Here is a 20,368-nt window from a genome sequence, read left to right on the forward strand (position 1 = left end):
ACTATTAATGGACTATGACTATATCGTTGTCGGAGCCGGATCATCGGGGTGTGCATTAGCAGGCCGACTGGCGCGCCATCTTCCATCGGCGCGCATTGCGTTAATCGAATCGGGGCCGGGTGACGATAGTGCGCTTGTCACCATTCCGGCGGCATTGATTGTGCAATTACCGTTTCGCTCAAAGCGAAATTACGCCTACCAGACCGTTCCGCAACACGGACTCAACCAGCGCCGCGGTTATCAACCGCGCGGCAGAGGGCTGGGGGGAAGCAGCTCAATAAATGCCATGGTGTACGTGCGCGGACATCCCGACGATTACGATAGTTGGGCCAGACTAGGCTGCGACGGTTGGGGTTGGAGCGATGTACTGCCGTACTTTATGCGCAGCGAACACAATGAGCGCGGTGCCGATGCGTGGCATGGAACGGGCGGGCTGCTTAATGTGGCCGATGCGCGCTCACCGCATCCATTTGCGGCGCTGTTTCTGACCGCTGCCCATCAAACCGGTTTTGCATCCACCCCGGACTTCAACGGCGCACGGCAAGAAGGCGTTGGCTACTATCAGGTAACGCAAAAGCAAGGCGAGCGCTGGAATGCTGCGCGTGCTTTTTTACATAGCGCGCATCTGCCTAACGTTGCTATATTGACTGGCGCTATCGCCTTGCGGATTGTGTTTGACGGCAAGCGTGCCTCTGGCGTTTGTATCGTGAGGGATGGCATACAGAGCGTGTTGTCCGCACGGGCAGAAATCATTCTCGCTGCTGGCACATTTGGGTCGCCCCAACTGCTTTTATGCTCGGGCATCGGGCCTGCGGAGCAATTAAAACAATGCAATATCACGCCGGTGCATCATGCCCCTGGCGTAGGCCAAAATTTGCAGGATCATCCTGACTATATTCGCAGTGTACGGGTCAAGAATGCCGATACTCTCGGCATCTCATTGCGCGGCACGTTGAGATTGTTGCGTGCGCTACTGCGTTACCGTAACGAGCGCACCGGCATGCTCACCAGTAATGGGGCCGAAGCGGGTGGTTTTTTTAAGACTGACCCTGCGCTGGCACATCCGGATATACAAATGTTTTTTGTCCTAGGCATGCTCGATGATCATGGGCGGAAGCAGCATTGGGGGCACGGTTACTCCTGTCATGTCAGCGTGTTGCATCCGAAGAGTCGCGGCACGCTGACCTTGGCGAGCCCCGATATGCGCTGTGCGCCCATCATTGATCCCGGCTTCTTAAGTGCCACCGAGGATGTCGATACGATGTTGCAAGGGATAACGATGATGAACCGCATCCTTGCGGCTCCTGCGCTAAGCGCATTGGGTGGCCAGCCGGTGCGGGCGTTGCCAGACAGCGAGGCGGCATGGCGCGCTGAAATTCGTCAACGCACCGATACCGCCTACCACCCGATTGGTACATGCCGAATGGGTAAAGATGCGTTGGCAGTTGTCGATCCCAGGCTACGCGTGTACGGCGTGCACGGCTTGCGGGTCGCAGACGCCTCCGTTATGCCGACACTGATCGGCGGTAACACGCACGCTGCGGCGGTCATGATCGGCGAACGGGCTGCTGATTGGCTGGCACAAACTCACCTCACCTCAACTTAACAATAGGACGTAAGCATGATCAAAAATCCCCCATCTTATTTATTGCAGGTCGGTAATGCAGACCGAGAGCGCCTGGAGATTCTGTCTGAAGTCTATAACCCTGGTAGCCATGCGTTTTTGCAGGTGCATTTACCCTATTCTGTGCAAACCATTTTGGATATTGGTTGCGGTCATGGACAAATGACTCATTGGTTTGCACAGAAAGTGCCGAATGGAAAAGTTGTCGGCATCGATATCTCGCATGCGCAACTCGCTATTTGCGAAGCAACCAGAGGCGAGGGTAATGGTGCTAATGTTGAGTTTGTACAACACGATATCGTCGCCGCTAAAACTGCGTTCACGCCATTCGACGTAGCCTATTGCCGCTTTCTCCTACTGCATCTCAAGAATTGGGATAGTTTCTTTGAAAATGTACTTGCTTCTTGCCAACCCGGCGCATCGATTTTTATCGAAGAACCGGCATTTCCCTTTTTTTGCTACCCGGAAAGCCCCGCCCTGAATCGTGCAAATGCGTTGAGTGATCAGTTAACGACCCAACTTGGCTTGAAGTTTGATTGCATTGATCCACTGTGGCGCTTTATTCAACAGCTTGATGTCGAGATTTGTGCCGTCAACTTCAGTCAACCTGCACTCACCACGCCGCATAAAAAAAGCTTGCTCTGGCGCTCTTTTTATCAAATCAAAGACCCGATTCAGGCAATGCAACTTGCCACAGAAAATGAGATTAACGAGATTCTGACCGATCTGAATGCCTTAGCGCACGATCCGCATTGCATGGTTGGCAGCCTGCGCGTGATCCAATTGCATTTGAAGAAGCGCTGATGCTGGTTTGATCGTAAAATTTATGGCATCCAGTTTCAGTCCTTTTACTGCATGCCGCAATCGGATGCTCTACAATCCTTCCTACTCCGTCCACATTGCAAGGCATCCCCTAAAATGAACCCATTCGAACCCAATCTTCATGCGTTAGCCGTCGCCCGCGATGTTCTGCTGACCCCCTTCGGCCTCGACGAATCCAGCCTGCAAAAAGCCTTGGCGACCATGTTTACGCACAAAGTAGACTACGCAGATCTGTATTTTCAGTTCACCAAGAGCGAGGGCTGGAGTCTGGAGGAGGGTATCGTTAAGACCGGAAGTTTCTCTATCGACCAAGGCGTCGGTGTGCGCGCGGTCTCAGGCGATAAAACAGCGTTTTCGTATTCGGATGAAATCTCCGAGCAAGCATTGCGGGACGCCGCGATCGCGACCCGGACGATTGCGCGTCAAGGTGCCGGAAAAATCAAAATTGCCAGCGTCATGGCACCAAAAGGCGGTCGCAACCTGTATTTGCCAAACGATCCGTTGACTTCGCTCGATGCCACTGAAAAAGTCAAATTATTAGAGCGTATCGAACGCATCGCGCGCGCCAAAGATCCACGCGTGGTGCAAGTCATGGCCGGTCTGGCGGGCGAATATGATGTCGTGCTAGTGGCGCGTAGCGATGGCGTCATTGCCGCCGATATCCGTCCGCTGGTGCGTTTGTCGGTCACCGTGATTGCAGAAAAAGACGGTCGGCGTGAAATGGGTAGCAGCGGTGGTGGCGGTCGATATAGCTATAGTTATTTCACTGACGCCTTGTTAGAAAAATATGCCGCCGAAGCCGTTGCTTCGGCATTGGTGAATCTGGATGCACGTCCAGCCCCGGCCGGTCCGATGACCGTGGTGCTTGGGAATGGCTGGCCTGGTATTTTGCTGCATGAAGCCATTGGTCATGGACTGGAAGGCGATTTCAACCGCAAGGGTTCCAGTACCTTCTCTGGCCGCATTGGCGAGCGGGTTGCTGCCAAGGGCGTCACAGTGGTGGATGACGGCACGCTGGCGGACCGTCGCGGATCGCTCAATATCGATGATGAGGGCAACCCAACGCAATGCACGACACTGATTGAAGACGGTATTTTGAAGGGCTATATTCAAGACACCATGAATGCGCGCTTGATGAAGATGCCGGTGACCGGCAACGCCCGGCGCGAATCGTTTGCCCATCTGCCGATGCCGCGGATGACCAATACGTACATGTTGGCAGGCGACAAAGACCCGGCAGAGATTCTGGCCTCGGTCAAAAATGGCTTGTATGCGGTCAATTTTGGCGGCGGTCAGGTCGACATCACGAACGGAAAATTCGTGTTCTCAGCAAGCGAGGCTTACATGATTGAGAACGGCAAGGTGACCTATCCGGTGAAGGGTGCCACGTTGATCGGTAACGGTCCTGACGTATTGAACCGCGTCTCGATGATCGGTAACGACATGCGACTTGATCCTGGTGTGGGCGTGTGCGGCAAAGAAGGTCAAAGTGTGCCGGTTGGCGTGGGTCAGCCTACCTTGCGGATTGACGGTGTGACGGTGGGCGGAACTGCTTAAACGAAACAGGATCGATGATGACGACAGCGGTTGTTGTAGAGAGTAAGTTGATATTGCAATGGTCATGGCTGCCTTTCGATGCTTTGAGTGCGGCGCAAGTGTACGACTTGCTGGCGCTGCGTCAGCAAGTGTTTGTGGTTGAGCAGGCTTGTGTTTTTCAGGATGCGGACCGGATTGATTTGCAATGTTGGCATGGGCTTGGGTATTTGACGGACGGTCAGTTAGGCGCTTATGCGCGCATCGTGCCGCCCGGTGTGGTGTATCCACAGCCATCCATTGGCAGAGTGGTGACTGCGCCGACTTTACGTGGCATCAACGCTGGTCATGCGTTGATGGCGCAGGCGATGGACAAAGTTGCTCAGCTCTTCCCGGGGCAGCCGATCAAGATTGGTGCACAGGCGCATTTGCAGCGGTTTTACTGTCGCTTTGGCTTTGAACCGGTTGGCGATTTGTATGACGAAGACGGGATTGCACATATTCACATGTTGGCAAGCGTCCCAGAGATTGTGGTTAATAAATGATTAATAAACGATGCCATGGCTTGAGATCAGGCTTGAGACCCAGCTTGGGAATAATCTTATTGCTAAAAGTGTAGAATTGCCGCATTATCTGGATCGCTGTTTAAACTAATTACACAAAAAATGTCTTTTTCCCACGCTTACTTTTATTTTTACTTTAGCTATTCCAGCCCTCTCCGGCGGTGAAAAGCGGTAAGCGTTCGTAATGACAGAACAAACCGATATTTCAAAAACCGCCTTCGAGGGCGGTTTTTTTTTACCCAATTACTTTTAAGCCAGGAGAAAAACATGCCCCGCACCGATGATTTACGTATCCGAGAAATGAAAGAATTAGCCCCGCCATCCCATTTAATCCGCGAATTTGCTTGCTCCGAAAAAAGCGCCACGACGGCGGCCGATTCGCGTATCGCCTTGCATCGCATTCTGCACGGTCAGGATGACCGCTTGATGGTCGTCATCGGTCCTTGTTCGATCCATGACACCAAGGCCGCGATGGAATATGCGCGTCTTCTGGTGGCTGCACGCAATCGCCTTAAAGGGGAACTGGAAATCGTCATGCGTGTGTATTTCGAAAAACCACGCACCACCGTTGGCTGGAAAGGTCTGATTAACGATCCGTACATGGATAATAGTTTCCGTATCAATGACGGTTTGCGTTTAGCACGTGAATTGTTACTGAATATCAATGAGCTGGGTCTGCCTGCCGGAACCGAGTTTCTCGATGTCATCAGTCCGCAATACATTGCCGATCTGATCAGCTGGGGCGCAATCGGTGCGCGTACCACGGAATCGCAAGTCCATCGTGAATTGGCGTCCGGTCTGTCGTGCCCGGTTGGCTTCAAAAACGGTACCGACGGTAACGTCAAAATTGCGGTCGACGCAATGAAAGCCGCATCGCAGCCGCATCATTTCCTGTCAGTCACCAAAGGCGGTCACTCAGCCATCGTATCGACTAACGGTAATGAAGATTGCCATATCATCCTACGCGGCGGAAAAGCGCCTAACTATGATGCCGCCAGTGTCGATGCTGCCTGCAAGGACATCGCTGCCAATGGTCTGGCCCAGCGTTTGATGATCGATGCTTCACACGCGAATAGCTCGAAAAAACCTGAAAATCAGATTCCCGTCTGCGCCGATATCGCCGGCCAGATTGCCGCTGGCGATGATCGCATCGTTGGCTTGATGATTGAGTCGCATCTGGTCGCCGGTCGTCAGGATTTGGTGCCGGGCAAGGAACTGACCTACGGTCAGTCGGTGACCGATGGTTGTATTAGCTGGGAGCAAAGTATTGCCGTACTGGACGGATTGGCAGAAGCGGTCAAACAACGCCGTTTGTTGAAAAGTTCGGTATAAATTGAGATAAGTAAGTCCTGATAATTGTTACACCCGCCTTCCCGGCAATAAAAAAGAGTCTGTTCAGTTACCTGAACAGACTCTTTTTAATATTCCTAGGACTTACGCAAAACCGCCCCAGCAACGTTATCCCTCCTTGCCCTACGTCGTACTGTCTGCGTAAGTCCTAATTCCGTTATTGAAGCAATCAAAATCGCTTGGTCAATACCATCAAAGCCCGACGTTAGTCGTTTAGTCAGCCGTTTAGTCGCGGAAATTATTAAATTCCAACGGCAAATCAGCAATCTCCTTGCGCAGCATCGCCATCGCGGCTTGTAGATCATCGCGCTTGGCACCTGTGATGCGCACTGCATCGCCCTGGATGCTGGCCTGGACTTTTAATTTACTGTCTTTCACAACGCGGACGATTTTCTTGGCGTCGTCAGATTCAATACCATTTTTGATCTTGATGACTTGCTTGACCTTGTCGCCGCCAATTTTTTCAATCTTACCAATGTCCAGAAAACGCACATCAACACTGCGTTTGACCAATTTGTTGGTCAGTACATCGCGGACTTGATCCAATTGGAAGTCAGAATCGGCAAAGGCCGTCAGATCGCGCTCTTTCAGTTCCACGCGGGCGTCGCTGCCCTTGAAGTCGAAACGGGTGGAAATCTCTTTATTGGCCTGAACGATGGCGTTCTTGACTTCGGCAAGATCGGCTTCGGAGACGGTGTCGAATGATGGCATTTTAGTATTTCCTTAAGGGTTTTCTGATGATGTTGTTGAATCTTGGGCATATTTCTGTTGCATGCCTGAGATGCTAAATTCGGTATCGCACACCTGGAATATTCATCGCAGCACAAACTATCGTGCATTCTATCGAACAAAAATCTGAGTGGCTATGTTCATAGCTGATTCCTTGTATTTTGACGCCGTTGTGCCCGATTGCGGCTTACTTTTTACAATTAATATTGCTCATATTTTGCGCAATGCATACGGCGATTTACGTATAATCCCACGCCTATGACCTCCATGACTCAGCCATCCAACGTGCTCCCTGAAAATTTCACGGTACAAACCGATTTTTCATTACTCAAATACAACACTTTGGGTATCGATGCGATGGCGCATACCTATCTGCGTATATCAACGGCGGCTGAACTGAAGCTGCTTGGTTCTGACCCTACATTGTCGCAATTGCCACGTTTGATATTAGGTGGCGGTAGCAATCTGGTGCTGACAAAAGATTTTGACGGCATGGTCTTACATATCGGCAATCAAGGTATTGAGATCATTGGCGAAGATGCCGATGCGGTCTATGTCCGCGCAGCAGCCGGAGAAAGTTGGCATGGATTGGTGCGCTGGACATTGGCGCAGGGGTTGGGCGGTCTGGAGAATTTATCCTTGATTCCCGGTAGCGTGGGCGCTGCGCCGATTCAAAATATTGGTGCTTATGGGGTCGAGATCCAAGAGCGCTTTTATGCGCTCACAGCATTTGATTTTGTGACCGGTGAGATCATCACCCTGCGGCACGCAGATTGCGCATTTGCCTATCGCGATAGCGTTTTCAAACATCGTTTGCGCGATCGTGCTGTTGTGCTTGATGTCACCTTTTCGCTGCCCAAACGCTGGCAGGCCAATGTGCGCTATGGCGATGTTGCGCAAGAATTGGCGACGTGCGGGATTGAAATACCTGGCGCGCGCGATATTAGTGACGCGGTGATTGCGATCAGAACACGCAAGTTGCCCGATCCGGCCGTGACAGGAAACGCGGGGAGTTTCTTTAAAAATCCGATCGTGAGCGCCGCGCATCGGAACATATTGTTGGCGCAGCATCCCGAATTGGTCAGCTATCTGCAAGCCGATGGCGGTTTCAAACTTGCCGCAGGCTGGTTGATTGATCAAAGTGGCTGGAAGGGAAAATCCCTGGGTCCGGTTGCTATGTATCAACAACAGGCCTTAGTTCTCATTAATCTGGGTGGCGCGACAGGGGCCGATGTTGTGCGTTTGTCTCAAGCCGTTCAGGCCGATGTGATGACGCGCTTTGGTGTGGCGTTGGAGCCGGAGCCGATTTTTGTGTGATCGCTTTATCGTCCGATAATTGTTCGCATCGTTCAAACTTTCCATATCAATAAAAACATATCAAGCAAAGCAGTCGTACTAATCGATTGCGGGTATGGCCTGCGCCAATGACATTTTTTTAAATCTGCTCTTGGTATTTGTGGCCCTCTTTTCTACTAATAACTTATAGGACTTAAAGAAGTCGTTGTGGAGAGGTGCTTGTTTCAAAAAATATCGGTTATCGATAACTACTGCTAAGTCCATATAGTCGTATGAAAAATTATTATTTTTTTAAATGTCATAAATGGTCAGATAGTCGGCCGAATAACACCGTACGCTCATATTGATCACTGATTTGCAAAGGAGAGTTATCTGCTTTTCAATTAAGACATATCTGTATTTTATTAACTTTTATACGACATATCCATATTTGTTTGCCTTGTTAAAGATCATTTTATTGCCATCGTAGTTTCTTTATAATTTTTCGATTTCACAACTACCCAAAATGTAAAAATGATGCGTTTTTTATTGCCAAATGGAAGTGTATTTAATCTTGCGCAATTAAAAGTTATCTCTGACATCGCCGCCGGCTACCGTCATGCGTCAAGTGAAATATCCGACTCAGAAAGTTATATTGACCTTAGTCCGAACGGCCAAGAGTTATATAGCTTCGTTGAGCAGCCAGGCATTTTCCCTCTCCAATCAGCCAGCTACAGTAGTAGCTGCAATCGAAAAGAAAATTTCGAAAATACCGGAGTGCAGGTATTTGAGGAATTGTCCGTTTCATGAATATGGGCCCCACATCCAGTTGGCGATTGAGCTTGCGAAATCGTACCTTGGAAGCGCCCAACGGTATCAAGAGCAGGTTGACCAGTCTGGAGTTTTCGTTCGTTAAAATATTTGCGTCGTTCGACGTCGGTGAAGCCGTGTCGAGAAAAAAAATCGTCTATGAATTTGGCGAAGACTATTTGAACTATGACCAAAATCGTTTGGATACGATGGTGATGCGACTACGTAAAAAAATTGTGTGTAAGGCAAAAATGGAGATACCGCTACATACGGTCAGAATTCGTGGATTCGCTTTTTGCGACATTCTTATTTTGGGAATTTTTGACTAATATTTTTCTGTTTTATATCGACAAGTAAGGCCGCATAATTGTTTAGACTAGGCGCCCCGACGCAGACAGTACGACTGTACGGCCAGGCGGAGGCAACGACGTATAAACGATTATGCGGCCTTACTTATATCGATTTTAGGCAGAAATATTTCAAGCATGGATCTCATGGAGAGCGCTATGAAACATATAGAAACCTATCTTTTATTTTCGCCTGAAGTGACAAGATTATTCTTGTTTCTTTTGTCGTATCAGGTGTGAATACGTTTGCGGTATTTTTACCCGACGACGTCCAGTCTGCCCTTGCCAGTCTTCTCTCCAGCAAAGGATTTTATAAGTCGCAAAGATCGAGCAGGTTACTGCGTTTTTTAGTCGAACAAGCATTAGCCGGTGATGCCCGGGAGACCAGCGAATACGCGATCGGCATTAGTGTATTCGACCGTGACGTCGCCACCTACAGCACCGGCGACGATCCTATCGTGCGCGTTCAAATCGGACGATTGCGTGAAAAACTCAAAATCCATTATGCGACACCGAACGCACATACAGATCTGGACACGGATCTGAAGTTTTCGATCCCGGCGGGCAGCTACATGCCTGTCATTGAGAAAAAAACTGATCCGACGCTGCATCTAAAGATGCCATTTTCAGACAACTTGCTCATCGTCGTGCCTCTCCGGATTTTATCGCCGGATGTGCAAAGTACTGCCTCATGCCCTACGCCATCTATGTGCACAAATGGATTAAACGAAGAGCTGACGTTTCAACTATTTCATACATTTGGCGACAAAGTGATCCCTCACACTTTCGGTAGCGCCGCCGTCATTCGACCCAAGGTCGGGCATCTGCTCGAAGGGAGCATCCGGGTCGATGGCGATTTAATTCGTGCGTCGCTAAGGCTGATCGATGTCAGCGCCGGTTGTATTGTCTGGTCGGAGCAATTTGATGACAACCTACCCTTTGGCATATCGTCTCAGGAGCATCTTGCGATGGCAATTTGCCATGCGTTAAGAAAATATTTATCGCACGGCGAAGCACCTGTCTGACTTGCCCAATCGCGGCGCTGCGCTCTGTATTGTCATCCCATTCCAATTAGCGTCACGTCAACGTTACGGTAACCGTAACGACACTTACATGTTGGTCTTTGGGATCGTAAAGTTGGTGTGTGGAAACGAGGAGCACAAACCTCATGCACGTTCAATCCTCAAAGGTACAACGTGTTTTTCCATAACATTCCGATTGTAAATCCCATCATTTTTTCTGGAGATCAACGTCATGATTGACGATATTGAATCGCATGTTTTCCCACAACCACCATGCGTATGTACTATCAAGAGGCTGCCCCAGCATTTATTAATTCCTGCTGCTGCGAAGGCCATGCAAATTAATCTCAATAATGCGCCGCCCCGCGCACTTCAAACAGAAGTCGCATCCAATGCGACCATGCATGCGGAGCATATGGCTGCACTTACCAAGAAATACTGGGGACCGAAAGGCACCCATCTCAGAGTGCAGTTTCTGGACTACGCATCGCCTGCGCTGCGGAAAAAAATTCTCAGCAACATGAACGCCTGGGGGCAATACGCCAACGTGCTCTTTACCGAAACGGCAGGGAAAGGACAGGTACGGATCACTTTTACACCGGGTGGCGGCTATTGGTCTTATCTGGGCACAGACATTCTGCAAATCCAGCAAGATCAACCAACCATGAATCTTGAGTCATTTTCAGTCTACACGTCGGACGCTGAGTTCCATCGTGTGGTACGCCACGAAACCGGGCATACCTTAGGATTTCCGCATGAACACACCCGTTCGGAAATCGTCTCTGAAATTGACCGTGAAGTTGCCATCAAATATTTCATGAAAACCCAGGGATGGTCGCGCGATGACGTGATTGCTCAGGTTCTGACGCCGCTCGATAACTCCGCCTTGCTCCGCACAGAACAAGCGGACACTAATTCGATCATGTGTTATTGGCTGCCAGCAGCAATCATGAAAAATCGCATCGCTGTTGATGGGGGCAAAGATATTGATGCACAGGATGCTGCATTTGCAGCGCTTATTTATCCCAAGCCCGCAATGTCTGTGGCTGCATAAATGACAGCGACATACGTTTAGTCGGATTTGTGTCACGCATTTGTAAAAACAGCTTAAGCACGAAAAGTGTCTGAGCAATTCATCTTCACCCAATGTAAAAAGGAAACATCATGAACCAACATCAACCAAGTCCCGAATTTGGACTGAGCCTGAGTTTTTGCTCCATCTGGCCATTAGTAGGAGGTCTGCTTTCTAGTGCAGTACCCAGCGTGAGTAATTCGACGTTAAAAACGGCATTAGTTGCGCTCATTGCTGCGGCTAATTCAGTGTGCGAACCGTTGGTATCGTCGGCTGCTAGCGAACGACTGGCGAAATTTGGCCTTCAGATATCAGGGGATAAAGCTGCATTTATTTCGAGCTTTTCGGATGACGAACTCGAAGTTCTGGCGAAAGTACAGCGCGGCGCCCAACAAACAGGCGTTTTATCGGTCTTTCCCAATGATGCTGGAGCTTGTATTGTTTAAGAGGTAGTAATTGTCGGTGTATTAACCCTTTCAGCGGACCTTTAGCAATTGCCGAAGGTCCGCTGAATTGATTTTAATTGTTGATTTTATGTGTTGATTTATGTGTTGATTTTGTGAACGCAGCCTCACACCGTTTGATTCAGCTGAGCGCGCAGCAGCGTCACAAAGGTTGCCAATTCTGCCGCCCCCACATCCGACACGATCCAGTAAGACATTCCTCCCGTTGACCAATGCGACAGATGATAGCCGCGCTTGCTCAGTGCGACTGGAGCGGCATTGCCATTGCCATTGTTGTCCGGCCAGACGTAGAGATTGATAGGATGCAGTTGGTGGCGATAAATCAGGGCCGCGACAGGGTGGCCGTCCAGATAGTCGAGCCTGCCGCCGATCAAAGGATAATCTTGCGACGCCAGGTCTATCACTGTGGGAGAAAAATTCAGTTTGCCATTGAACCAGGGCTTCACCGTGTGGCGATCGGTGGAGATGACATCCGATAAATGATCTACCTGCAATGAGCGAACATGACTGGCAACGACTTCATCAGTCAGCCGATCTTGTGCCGAAGGTAGCGTCAAATACATGCCTACGCTCCAGAATAACGCCAGCAAGGTTGTCAGCATTGCGCCTGCATTAATCCAACTTACATGCCATCCAAAGGACCAGCCTAGCCATCGCTTTGGCGGCGTGCTCGTACTCCCTTTTGGCAAGGCTGCATGAATCCGTTGCGCCAGACCTGCCGGCGCCTCACAGTAGAACGCCGGATTTTTTAATCGGGTATGCAATTGGGTTTGCTGCGCATAATCCTGCTGACAGTCGGCGCAGTCATTGAGATGCTGCTCAATCTGCATCGTCTCGCTGACGCTGAGCTCTTGATCGACGTAGGCCGGTAACAGCGTGCGTACTTGTTGATGCTCCATCATCTCTCCTGCCGTATTGGTGCTGCCGCTGGCGTGTGCGGCTCGGTGTGAAAATGACCTTCCAGTAACTGACGACCACGTCCCAGACGCGACATCACCGTACCGATCGGTATACCGACAATCGCGGCAATCTGCTTGTAGGACAATTCCTCCATTTCACGCAACACCATCACCTCCCGAAACGCCAGCGGTAACGCTTGCAGCGCTTGTAGTAATTGCTGCTGGCTATCTTTTTGCAACAGCATATTTTCTGGATTGTTGTCGGCATAGTGTGCGACGGCAATATTGTCGCCGTTTGGGCTATGGCATTGCTCGTCGAATGCAGTGTTGTGTGTGTGCGGCTGTCCATACCAGGTATAGAAAGTATTGCGCACGATGGTCAGCAACCAGGCGCGGCCATCGTCGCCATGAAAGCTATCGAAAAAAGTGAAGGCCCGTAAGTAAGCCTCTTGGACGATATCCTCCGCATCCTGTCGATTGTGCGTGAGCCAGCTGGCCAGGTTAAATGCCGCATTCAGATGCGGCAGTGCGATGGTCGCAAAGCGTTGTTCTTTGGTCGATGCAGTCATGCGAGGATTTCCTGTCTGGTTTCTATCATACCGCTCGGACAACGATTTTATTCCCATGAAACAGTAAAAATATGGTTGGCTCGACAGTCCAGAAATCGGGAATAAAACGTATTCAATAACGGTATAGGAAGTTACCGGTTACGTGATCGGCAATGCGGGGGTGCTTGAGGAGAGTGTGATGAGCAACATAATCGACAGACGTAGTTTTCTGCGTCTGGCCGGGTTGGGCGGCGTTGTCTATGCTTCAGGTTTGAGCGGCTGGGCTGCTGCTGGGAGTAATACAGATTTCTTTTTTGTGCAGATGTCGGATTCGCATTGGGGCTTTGAAGGCGCAGCTAACCCGCACGCACATGGAACCCTGCAAAAAGCCGTTGCTGCAGTCAATAGTCTGGAGCAGACCCCGGCATTCATTGTCTTTACAGGAGACCTGACCCATACCACGGACGACCCGCAGGAGCGCCGTAAAAGGTTGGCGCAATTCAAGGCGATTGTGGGGGAATTAAAGGTTAAGCAGGTGTATTTTATGCCCGGTGAGCACGATGCCGGACTTGATCATGGTGCGGCCTATCAGGAGTTTTTTGGTAAAACGCATTACACCTTCGATCATCAAGGCGTGCATTTTATTGTGCTCGACAACGTCTCCGATCCGGGCGCGAGTATTGGCGACGAACAACTAAGCTGGCTGGCGTGGGATCTTGAAAAACAAGCGCCGGATGCACGCATCGTGGTGTTTGCGCATCGGCCATTATTTGATCTCTATCCGCAATGGGATTGGGCCACGCGCGATGGTGCAAGGGCGGTGGCGTTATTGATGCCGCACGCCAACGTCACGGTGTTCTATGGCCATATTCATCAAGAGCATCACCACATGACCGGACACATTGCTCACCATGCGGCGAAGTCATTAATCTTTCCGTTACCAGCACCAGGATCACAGCCGAAACGCACACCGATAGCGTGGGACAGCACGCAACCTTATCGCGGTCTGGGTTTTAGAGAAGTGATGGGAGCGCAACACAATGCCGACTACAGCCTTACCGAATTCCCTGTTCAGAAAGGTTGATCATGAATAAGAAAGTGATGCAAGAACGCCGCCAGTTTCTGATCGGGGTAGCGGGTTTGGGTTTGGGTGCGATTGCCGCATTGTCAGCGCGTGCGCAAGCACAGTCGCTCCAAGAGCAAGTCATCAAGGTCGTTGCCAGGAAATTTACGTATGCGCCGGATCGGCTTCTTTTAAAGCTGGGGCATCCCGTTACCTTGGAATTTTCTACGCTTGATGTGCCGATGGGATTTAATGCGCCAGACTTCGGTGTTCGTACCGATATTCTTCCTGGAACAATATCGCGCTTGCGGTTGATGCCGGACAAAGTGGGAGAGTTTACTTTTCACTGCGACCTATTTTGCGGCTCCGGCCATGAAGAGATGAGCGGTGTGATTGTTGTCGCTGCGTGAGCCGATAAGATGCTTGATTGTCGGTTGATATGCGTTACATCAATGCGTTACATCAATCTGCTGCGCTGACGACGCAACAGATTGATGCTGCAGAGAGTCCTGAGTGGGAGGCGTTTCTTTGTGCAATCGCAGTAATATTATTGCTGGGACAGCGGCATATCTTTCGTCCCTGCATAAAATACAATCAAAACAGCTGGTGTGTCACCGGTTACTCCACGATGAAGTCCGTCCACCATTTCGGGCAATACCTCGCCTGTGCGGAGTAGTTTTTTTTCCCCGTTTTCTTTTTTCTCGACAGTGATCTCACCAGATAGTACATAGCCAGCGTTTGGCATCGGGTGAGTATGCCAAGGCAATTCCGAGTTGGCAGGAATCGTGATACGCAGAACCGTTAATTCAGGTTTGCCGCTTGGGTAGGATTGATAAGGTACGCCATCCCAGGATGTACTGCTACGTAGTAACGTCTCTATTTGAATAGAGGATGGCTCTTTTGCGGTAACCGAACTGATCAGTAATACGCTGCCAATGCAGATTGAAAAACATTTGAAAACAAGACGCATGGTGATTACTCCATTCTTTATCAAGTTAAATGACGGGGCCGGTGCCGCCTGATTACGTATTTTAAGGTAACGGAAAAATCAGGCAAGTAGTCGTCGCGTGCGCATAGATCTTGCCGTCCACATCAACAATGCTTGCTTCGGCCACACCGACTTTGTTACCGACTTGAATGACTTTGCCGATGGCACGCACGGGGCCGGTTTTTTCGTTCAAGGCACGAATCAAATTGACCTTCAATTCCAGCGTCGTATAGCCAATCCCTTTTGGCAGCATCGAATGCACTGCGCATCCCAGCGCGGAGTCGAGCAGGGTGCAGAAGTAGCCGCCGTGAACGCTGCCTAGCGGGTTGTAATGCTGCTTGCCGGGCGTGCCCTGAAATACGATGCGCCCCGGCTCGCCTTCGAGGGGGATGAAATCAAGCGTGTGCCCAATCGGTAAGGATGGCAACTTGCCATCCCAAATCTGCTGAAGAAATTCCATGCCGCCAGACTCTTTTAACTGCGTTATCGATGCCACGCCAGGGGCTGCCAGGCGCGCGCGTACGGCGACTTCTTGTGCTTTCCATTGCGCCAAAGTTGCTTCGCGATTAGTCATGTTGATCCTTGTTTTTGAAAGTGATTGGGGGAGTTGAAATAACGCGCAAATGATTATGTCACCGTTGGCGTCGGAGCCTTACGAGACCTTGCGGTTTAGTGATGTTGACCTTGATAGGCTTGGTTGTCTCTATTTTGCAACTCAGTTGCATTTAGATTGGTGGCGGTATGCCAATACGCTTAGACTAAGCGGCTGCGCGGTGTTGACCGTTTTATTTATTTACGCGGCTTGGCTGCGGCTTGTCATTTCGGACTCCAATGAAAATATGTATGCAACTACACTTACTGCGACTGAGCGCTTTATTGGCGATCGCTTATGGCTTTTCCGCTCCAGTAGCGCATGCCCAGGCTGCTCCTGATACCTCTTCGGATACGCCACCCAATACACAAACGCTTGATCAAATCGTCGTCACAAGCGCGCGTCTGGATCGTGCCAGAAATGGCATTCCGGTTGAAACCGGTAGCAGTACTTATCGCATCAGCAGTAAAGATATCGCCGCCATGCCGCAGGGCGACAACACGTCGTTTAATCAAGTCTTGTTGCGTGCCCCCGGTGTGGCGCAGGATTCGTTCGGGCAATTGCATGTGCGCGGTGACCATGCCGATTTGCAATACCGCTTGAACGGTATCATTTTGCCGGAGAGCATTTCCGGCTTCGGCCAGACCTTGGATACGCGCTTTGTCCAGAGCATCAATTTGATGACTGGCGCACTGCCTGCCCAATACGGCTATCGCACCGCAGGCGTGGTCGATATTCGGACCAAAACCGGTCAGATCGACAATGGCGGCAATATCGGAATCGAAGTCGGCAGCAACAATACCCGGACAATCAGCGGCGACGTCAGTGGCACGCACGATGCGTTTAGCTATTTTCTAAACGGCTCTTTTAATGCGAGCAATCTCGGTATTGAAAACCCTACCAGCGCATCGACCGCCATCCATGACCGCACGCTGGAAAACAAAGGATTCGGTTACTTTTCGTACTTACTCGATCCAGACACACGCGTGAGTCTGATCCTGGGGACTTCTGACGGCCGCTTTCAGATTCCTGATACTCCCGGTCAAACGCCTGGTTTTGTCCTCGATGGTGTAGATAATTATCCATCCGCCAATCTCAATGAGCGCCAGCGTGAAACCAATCGCTACGGAATTTTGGCGCTACAGGGCGTCATCGGCGATAACTTCGACTATCAATTAGCCGCCTTTAGTCGATATTCCAAGGTGTTGTTTGAACCCGATACGGTCGGCGATCTGCTCTACACCGGCGTGGCTTCCCGTGTACTGCGCACCGGTCTGGCGAATGGCTTACAGGCCGATAGCAGCTATCGCCTCAATGACAGTCACACTGTGCGCGCCGGTATTTCTTATACTCGCGAAAATCTGAAAAATAGTAACGATGCACTGACCTTCAGCGCTGACGCCAGCGGCAATCAACTTGGCACAGTGCCATTTACGATTAATGATCAGGGCCAAAAAACGACCAATCAGACCGGCGTTTATTTGCAGGATGAGTGGAAACTCAGCGATAAAATCACCGTCAATTATGGCGCGCGTGCGGACTGGTTAAATGCATATGTGAGGGCTAGTCAATTGAGTCCGCGCATTGGCATCGTCATTAAGATGACGCCGCAAACGACGTTTCATGCGGGCTACGCAAAATACTTTACGCCACCGACCTCCGAGCTGATTGCCGCCACCACGGTCGCCAGCTTCAACGGCACCACCAATGCTTCAGCGAGCAGCCAAAATAGTGCGGTACAAGCAGAGAGTTCGGACTATTTCGATCTTGGCGTGGCGCATCAATTGACGCCGCATGTCACCATCGCGCTCGATGGTTACTACAAGAAGGTAAAAAACATGCTCGATGAGGGCCAGTTCGGTTCGGCCTTATTGTTCACGCCGTTTAATTATGCGCAAGGCAAAGTCTATGGTCTGGAATTAACCCTGAACTATCGCAACGATAATTTGAACGGTTATATCAACGTCGCACGCTCCACTGCGCTGGGTAAAAATATCGTTTCGAGTCAATATAATTTTGCGCAGGATGAGTTGGACTATGTCGCCAATCATTGGGTGCATCTGGATCACGACCAAAGCATTACCGCTTCCACCGGTATTTCTTACTTGTGGCAGGGCACAACTTATAGCGCCGATGCATTGTTCGGCAGCGGTCTGCGCAGCGGCTTTGCCAATACCGAACATTTACCTTCGTACACCGAAGTCAATCTGGGTGTCAGTCATGTTTTTAACGCCTCGCCAGTGGGCAAACTCACGACGCGGCTGAGTATCGTCAACGTGTTTGATCGGGTGTATGAAATTCGGGATGGTTCAGGGATTGGAGTTGGTGCGCCGCAGTTTGGACAGCGCCGCGGCGTCTACATGGCGATGAGCAAGTCTTTTTAATCAGAAGTCTTTACTGTGAAAGCTGCATATTTTTGGTCGAGACAATTTTTCCATCCCGAATCTCAAATACCGCTTCGCCCAATACGGCAACGTCTGCCGGATCGTGGGTAATGACTAGCATCGGGACGTCGAGTTGGGCCTGTAATTGGCTTAACTCACCGCGCATACGATCGCGCAGGGCGGGATCAAGCGCGGAAAACGGTTCATCGAGCAGCAACATATCCGGATCTAAAACCAGTGCCCGGGCCAACGCCACGCGTTGGCGCTGGCCGCCTGATAGTTGATGCGGATAGCTGTTGGCGGTGGTGCTGAGTTCAAATAAGGCGAGCCATCTCTGGACCTTTGGATGGGTGTGCGCTTTGCGCGGATTGAGCCAGCCTGACTGCAGGCCGAAGGAAATATTCTGCGCAACCGTCAGGTGAGGGAAGAGCGCGTAATCCTGAAACAGGTAAGCAACCTTGCGCTGCTGCGGAGGCAAATTGATGCCGTTGGCGTGGTCGAACAGTGTGCGCTGATTGATGTTGATCATACCCAGGTCGGGCGTCAATAAACCAGCCACGGCTAGCAGCGTGAGACTTTTACCTGCTCCAGAGGGACCGTAGAGCACGATGCGTTTGCTGTCGGAGGTTAAATCAATATCGAGTTGAAAGCTGCGGTCATCGGCTTGCAAGCGTTTTTGTATCTGGACTGTTAGCGTCATGCTCAATATCTCCGGCGCTGGCTTTTCGGTACTAAACGACCCGCGATCAGCAACAGCAAGACGCAGGTGACCGAGGTGATGAACACCAATAAATTGGCGGTATTGTCGTCGCCCGCTTGCACTGCCTCATAGATGGCAACAGACAGGGTTTGGGTGCGCCCGGGCAGATTGCCAGCAATCATCAGGGTGGCACCAAATTCGCCTAAGGCTCGGGCAAATGCCAGCAAGATACCGGCGCTGATGCCCTTTGATGCGAGCGGGAGGGTGACCCGGAAAAATATCGCCACTTCAGAAATACCGAGTACGCGGGCTGCATTTTCTAACTGTGGATCGACGTTTTCAAACGCTGCACGGGCCGATTTCAACACCAGCGGAAACGCAACGATAGTCGACGCAATGACCGCGCCTTGCCAGGTGAAGACTAGCTCGATCCCCCATTTTTCCAGCCATTCGCCCACCACGCCACGGCGGCCCAGGACGACCAATAAATAATAGCCCAGCACCGTTGGTGGCAACACCAGCGGCAAGGTCAGGATGGAGTCGACCAGATCACGCGCCGACGAACGCCAGCGCGCAAGGCCATAGGCGATGGCAACGCCGAACACCAGATTGAGCAGTGTCGCCCAACCGGCAACCTTGAGCGACAGCGCAAGCGGTATCCAGACTGCATTCATAGCCGCGTTCATACTTTAGCCATCGTATTTTTGATCAGGAAGATGTTGCATCGTGGATGTCGGACATCACCGTCTGACATCACCACTATGGCTTCAAAAATCCATAACGCGCCAACGTTGCCTGACCTTTAGCCGAGAGAACGTAATTGACGAATTCTGCTGCAACAGAGGGTTGTTTGGTAACGCTGGTGATCGCAATCGGATAGGTCACAGGGGTGGTGGAGGGAACGCGCAAGGCGATTGTGACCTTGCCCGGCATGATGGCCGCGTCGGTCGAAAATACAAAACCGGCATCCACCTCGCCGCGCGCGACATAATCCAGACTTTGGCGCACGTTTTGCGCTGGAATGCCTTTTGCGGCCACGGCGCCCCATAAGTTTTCATGTTCCAGCGCGGCTTTGGTATACCGGCCAACCGGGACCGATGCCGGGTTGCCGTAAGCGATACGCTTCACCGCTGGTTGCAGGAGATCCTTCAGGCTCTGGATCGTCAGCTTGCTATCGGCGGGCACGATCAAGACGATTTGATTGCTGGCAAAGTCTTTGCGGCTAGCCGATTGCACCGCTTTTTCTGCTTCGGCCTTGTTCATCGCATCCTGATCAGCAGAGGCAAAGACATCGGCGGGTGCGCCTTTGATTATCTGTTGTAACAACACGTCTGAGGCGGCGAAGTTGAGCACTACTTTGGTGTCAGGATGTTGCGCTTCAAAGTCTTGCGCGACTTCTTTAAAGGCGTTAGTCAGACTTGAAGCGGCGGAGACGATCAGGTCGGCGGCATGCGCAGGGGCGGTTGATAGCATGAGCGGTAATGCAGTGAGGGCTATGGCGGCAACGCGCTGGAAGGTTGGCAGCATGAACTATCTCCATAAATAATGATGAGGGCGGTGGCGGACTTGATTATGGCGGTTAG

The 20,368-nt window shown here is 51.0% G+C and carries 22 protein-coding genes; 14 read left to right on the forward strand and 8 right to left on the reverse strand.

Features of this window, described 5'->3' with window-relative positions:
- Nucleotides 1-7: 7 nt before the first annotated feature.
- The 5 genes from ACVBEF_RS01520 to aroG all read left to right on the forward strand — a co-directional run bounded on the left by ACVBEF_RS01520 (nucleotide 8) and on the right by aroG (nucleotide 5,874).
- A complete protein-coding gene (locus ACVBEF_RS01520; RefSeq protein ID WP_447122177.1) occupies nucleotides 8-1,606 on the forward strand; it encodes a GMC family oxidoreductase in 1,599 nt (532 codons plus the stop codon).
- Nucleotides 1,607-1,621: 15 nt separating this feature from the next.
- Nucleotides 1,622-2,428 (forward strand): class I SAM-dependent methyltransferase, encoded by an 807-nt coding sequence (locus ACVBEF_RS01525; protein WP_447122178.1) that lies wholly within the window; start codon nucleotides 1,622-1,624, stop codon nucleotides 2,426-2,428.
- Between the two features lie 114 nt (nucleotides 2,429-2,542).
- Nucleotides 2,543-4,003, forward strand: coding sequence for a metalloprotease TldD (tldD, locus tag ACVBEF_RS01530; RefSeq protein ID WP_447122179.1), 1,461 nt, complete (start codon nucleotides 2,543-2,545; stop codon nucleotides 4,001-4,003).
- A gap of 17 nt (nucleotides 4,004-4,020) precedes the next feature.
- Nucleotides 4,021-4,524: a GNAT family N-acetyltransferase gene (locus ACVBEF_RS01535; RefSeq protein ID WP_447122180.1), complete on the forward strand. Its 504-nt coding sequence runs from the start codon at nucleotides 4,021-4,023 to the stop codon at nucleotides 4,522-4,524.
- Nucleotides 4,525-4,809: 285 nt separating this feature from the next.
- The gene (gene aroG / locus ACVBEF_RS01540; protein ID WP_447122181.1) at nucleotides 4,810-5,874 is read left to right on the forward strand and encodes a 3-deoxy-7-phosphoheptulonate synthase AroG; all 1,065 of its coding nucleotides are present in this window, start codon (nucleotides 4,810-4,812) and stop codon (nucleotides 5,872-5,874) included.
- A 243-nt stretch (nucleotides 5,875-6,117) separates the two neighbouring features.
- On the opposite strand, the gene ACVBEF_RS01545 is transcribed toward aroG, so the two are convergent.
- A complete protein-coding gene (locus tag ACVBEF_RS01545; protein WP_447122182.1) occupies nucleotides 6,118-6,603 on the reverse strand; it encodes a YajQ family cyclic di-GMP-binding protein in 486 nt (161 codons plus the stop codon).
- A 276-nt stretch (nucleotides 6,604-6,879) separates the two neighbouring features.
- Between ACVBEF_RS01545 and murB the strand changes: the two genes are divergently transcribed.
- The 6 genes from murB (at nucleotide 6,880) to ACVBEF_RS01575 (ending at nucleotide 11,593) form a co-directional block, all read left to right on the forward strand.
- Entirely contained in the window at nucleotides 6,880-7,938 is a 1,059-nt protein-coding gene (murB, locus tag ACVBEF_RS01550; RefSeq protein ID WP_447122183.1) for a UDP-N-acetylmuramate dehydrogenase, read from the forward strand.
- Between the two features lie 492 nt (nucleotides 7,939-8,430).
- Nucleotides 8,431-8,706: a hypothetical protein gene (locus ACVBEF_RS01555; protein WP_447122184.1), complete on the forward strand. Its 276-nt coding sequence runs from the start codon at nucleotides 8,431-8,433 to the stop codon at nucleotides 8,704-8,706.
- Between the two features lie 32 nt (nucleotides 8,707-8,738).
- Nucleotides 8,739-9,035, forward strand: a complete 297-nt coding sequence (locus ACVBEF_RS01560) for a helix-turn-helix domain-containing protein (protein ID WP_447122185.1) — start codon at nucleotides 8,739-8,741, stop codon at nucleotides 9,033-9,035.
- A gap of 254 nt (nucleotides 9,036-9,289) precedes the next feature.
- Nucleotides 9,290-10,078, forward strand: coding sequence for a hypothetical protein (locus tag ACVBEF_RS01565; RefSeq protein ID WP_447122186.1), 789 nt, complete (start codon nucleotides 9,290-9,292; stop codon nucleotides 10,076-10,078).
- 229 nt (nucleotides 10,079-10,307) lie between these two features.
- The gene (locus ACVBEF_RS01570) at nucleotides 10,308-11,129 is read left to right on the forward strand and encodes a M12 family metallopeptidase (protein ID WP_447122187.1); all 822 of its coding nucleotides are present in this window, start codon (nucleotides 10,308-10,310) and stop codon (nucleotides 11,127-11,129) included.
- A 110-nt stretch (nucleotides 11,130-11,239) separates the two neighbouring features.
- Nucleotides 11,240-11,593 carry a hypothetical protein gene (locus ACVBEF_RS01575; protein WP_447122188.1) on the forward strand — a complete coding sequence of 118 codons (354 nt, stop codon included), beginning with the start codon at nucleotides 11,240-11,242 and terminating at the stop codon, nucleotides 11,591-11,593.
- Nucleotides 11,594-11,718: 125 nt separating this feature from the next.
- Here the strand turns inward: ACVBEF_RS01575 and ACVBEF_RS01580 are convergent, their stop codons facing one another.
- Together ACVBEF_RS01580 and ACVBEF_RS01585 are read right to left on the reverse strand one after the other, a co-directional pair.
- Entirely contained in the window at nucleotides 11,719-12,510 is a 792-nt protein-coding gene (locus tag ACVBEF_RS01580) for an anti-sigma factor family protein (protein ID WP_447122189.1), read from the reverse strand.
- Nucleotides 12,510-13,079 (reverse strand): sigma-70 family RNA polymerase sigma factor, encoded by a 570-nt coding sequence (locus tag ACVBEF_RS01585; RefSeq protein ID WP_447122190.1) that lies wholly within the window; start codon nucleotides 13,077-13,079, stop codon nucleotides 12,510-12,512. The genes ACVBEF_RS01580 and ACVBEF_RS01585 overlap by 1 nt, the downstream gene beginning before the upstream one ends.
- Nucleotides 13,080-13,257: 178 nt before the next feature.
- On the opposite strand from ACVBEF_RS01585, the gene ACVBEF_RS01590 reads away from it, so the two are divergent.
- Together ACVBEF_RS01590 and ACVBEF_RS01595 are read left to right on the forward strand one after the other, a co-directional pair.
- The gene (locus tag ACVBEF_RS01590; protein WP_447122191.1) at nucleotides 13,258-14,142 is read left to right on the forward strand and encodes a metallophosphoesterase family protein; all 885 of its coding nucleotides are present in this window, start codon (nucleotides 13,258-13,260) and stop codon (nucleotides 14,140-14,142) included.
- A gap of 2 nt (nucleotides 14,143-14,144) precedes the next feature.
- Nucleotides 14,145-14,531, forward strand: coding sequence for a cupredoxin domain-containing protein (locus ACVBEF_RS01595; RefSeq protein ID WP_447122192.1), 387 nt, complete (start codon nucleotides 14,145-14,147; stop codon nucleotides 14,529-14,531).
- A gap of 137 nt (nucleotides 14,532-14,668) precedes the next feature.
- Here ACVBEF_RS01595 and ACVBEF_RS01600 read toward each other — a convergent pair whose 3' ends face one another.
- Together ACVBEF_RS01600 and ACVBEF_RS01605 are read right to left on the reverse strand one after the other, a co-directional pair.
- Nucleotides 14,669-15,091 carry a cupin domain-containing protein gene (locus ACVBEF_RS01600; RefSeq protein WP_447122193.1) on the reverse strand — a complete coding sequence of 141 codons (423 nt, stop codon included), beginning with the start codon at nucleotides 15,089-15,091 and terminating at the stop codon, nucleotides 14,669-14,671.
- A 61-nt stretch (nucleotides 15,092-15,152) separates the two neighbouring features.
- Nucleotides 15,153-15,683: a PaaI family thioesterase gene (locus tag ACVBEF_RS01605; protein WP_447122194.1), complete on the reverse strand. Its 531-nt coding sequence runs from the start codon at nucleotides 15,681-15,683 to the stop codon at nucleotides 15,153-15,155.
- A 269-nt stretch (nucleotides 15,684-15,952) separates the two neighbouring features.
- On the opposite strand from ACVBEF_RS01605, the gene ACVBEF_RS01610 reads away from it, so the two are divergent.
- Entirely contained in the window at nucleotides 15,953-18,085 is a 2,133-nt protein-coding gene (locus ACVBEF_RS01610; protein ID WP_447122195.1) for a TonB-dependent receptor, read from the forward strand.
- Nucleotides 18,086-18,095: 10 nt separating this feature from the next.
- Here the strand turns inward: ACVBEF_RS01610 and ACVBEF_RS01615 are convergent, their stop codons facing one another.
- From ACVBEF_RS01615 to modA, 3 genes are all read right to left on the reverse strand, one after another.
- On the reverse strand, nucleotides 18,096-18,785 hold the full coding sequence (locus ACVBEF_RS01615; RefSeq protein WP_447122196.1) for a sulfate/molybdate ABC transporter ATP-binding protein: 690 nt from the start codon (nucleotides 18,783-18,785) through the stop codon (nucleotides 18,096-18,098).
- 2 nt (nucleotides 18,786-18,787) lie between these two features.
- On the reverse strand, nucleotides 18,788-19,459 hold the full coding sequence (modB, locus tag ACVBEF_RS01620; protein ID WP_447122212.1) for a molybdate ABC transporter permease subunit: 672 nt from the start codon (nucleotides 19,457-19,459) through the stop codon (nucleotides 18,788-18,790).
- A gap of 85 nt (nucleotides 19,460-19,544) precedes the next feature.
- Nucleotides 19,545-20,312 carry a molybdate ABC transporter substrate-binding protein gene (gene modA, locus ACVBEF_RS01625; protein WP_447122197.1) on the reverse strand — a complete coding sequence of 256 codons (768 nt, stop codon included), beginning with the start codon at nucleotides 20,310-20,312 and terminating at the stop codon, nucleotides 19,545-19,547.
- Between the last annotated feature and the right edge of the window lie 56 nt (nucleotides 20,313-20,368).

This window comes from Glaciimonas sp. GG7 (genome assembly GCF_052976905.1).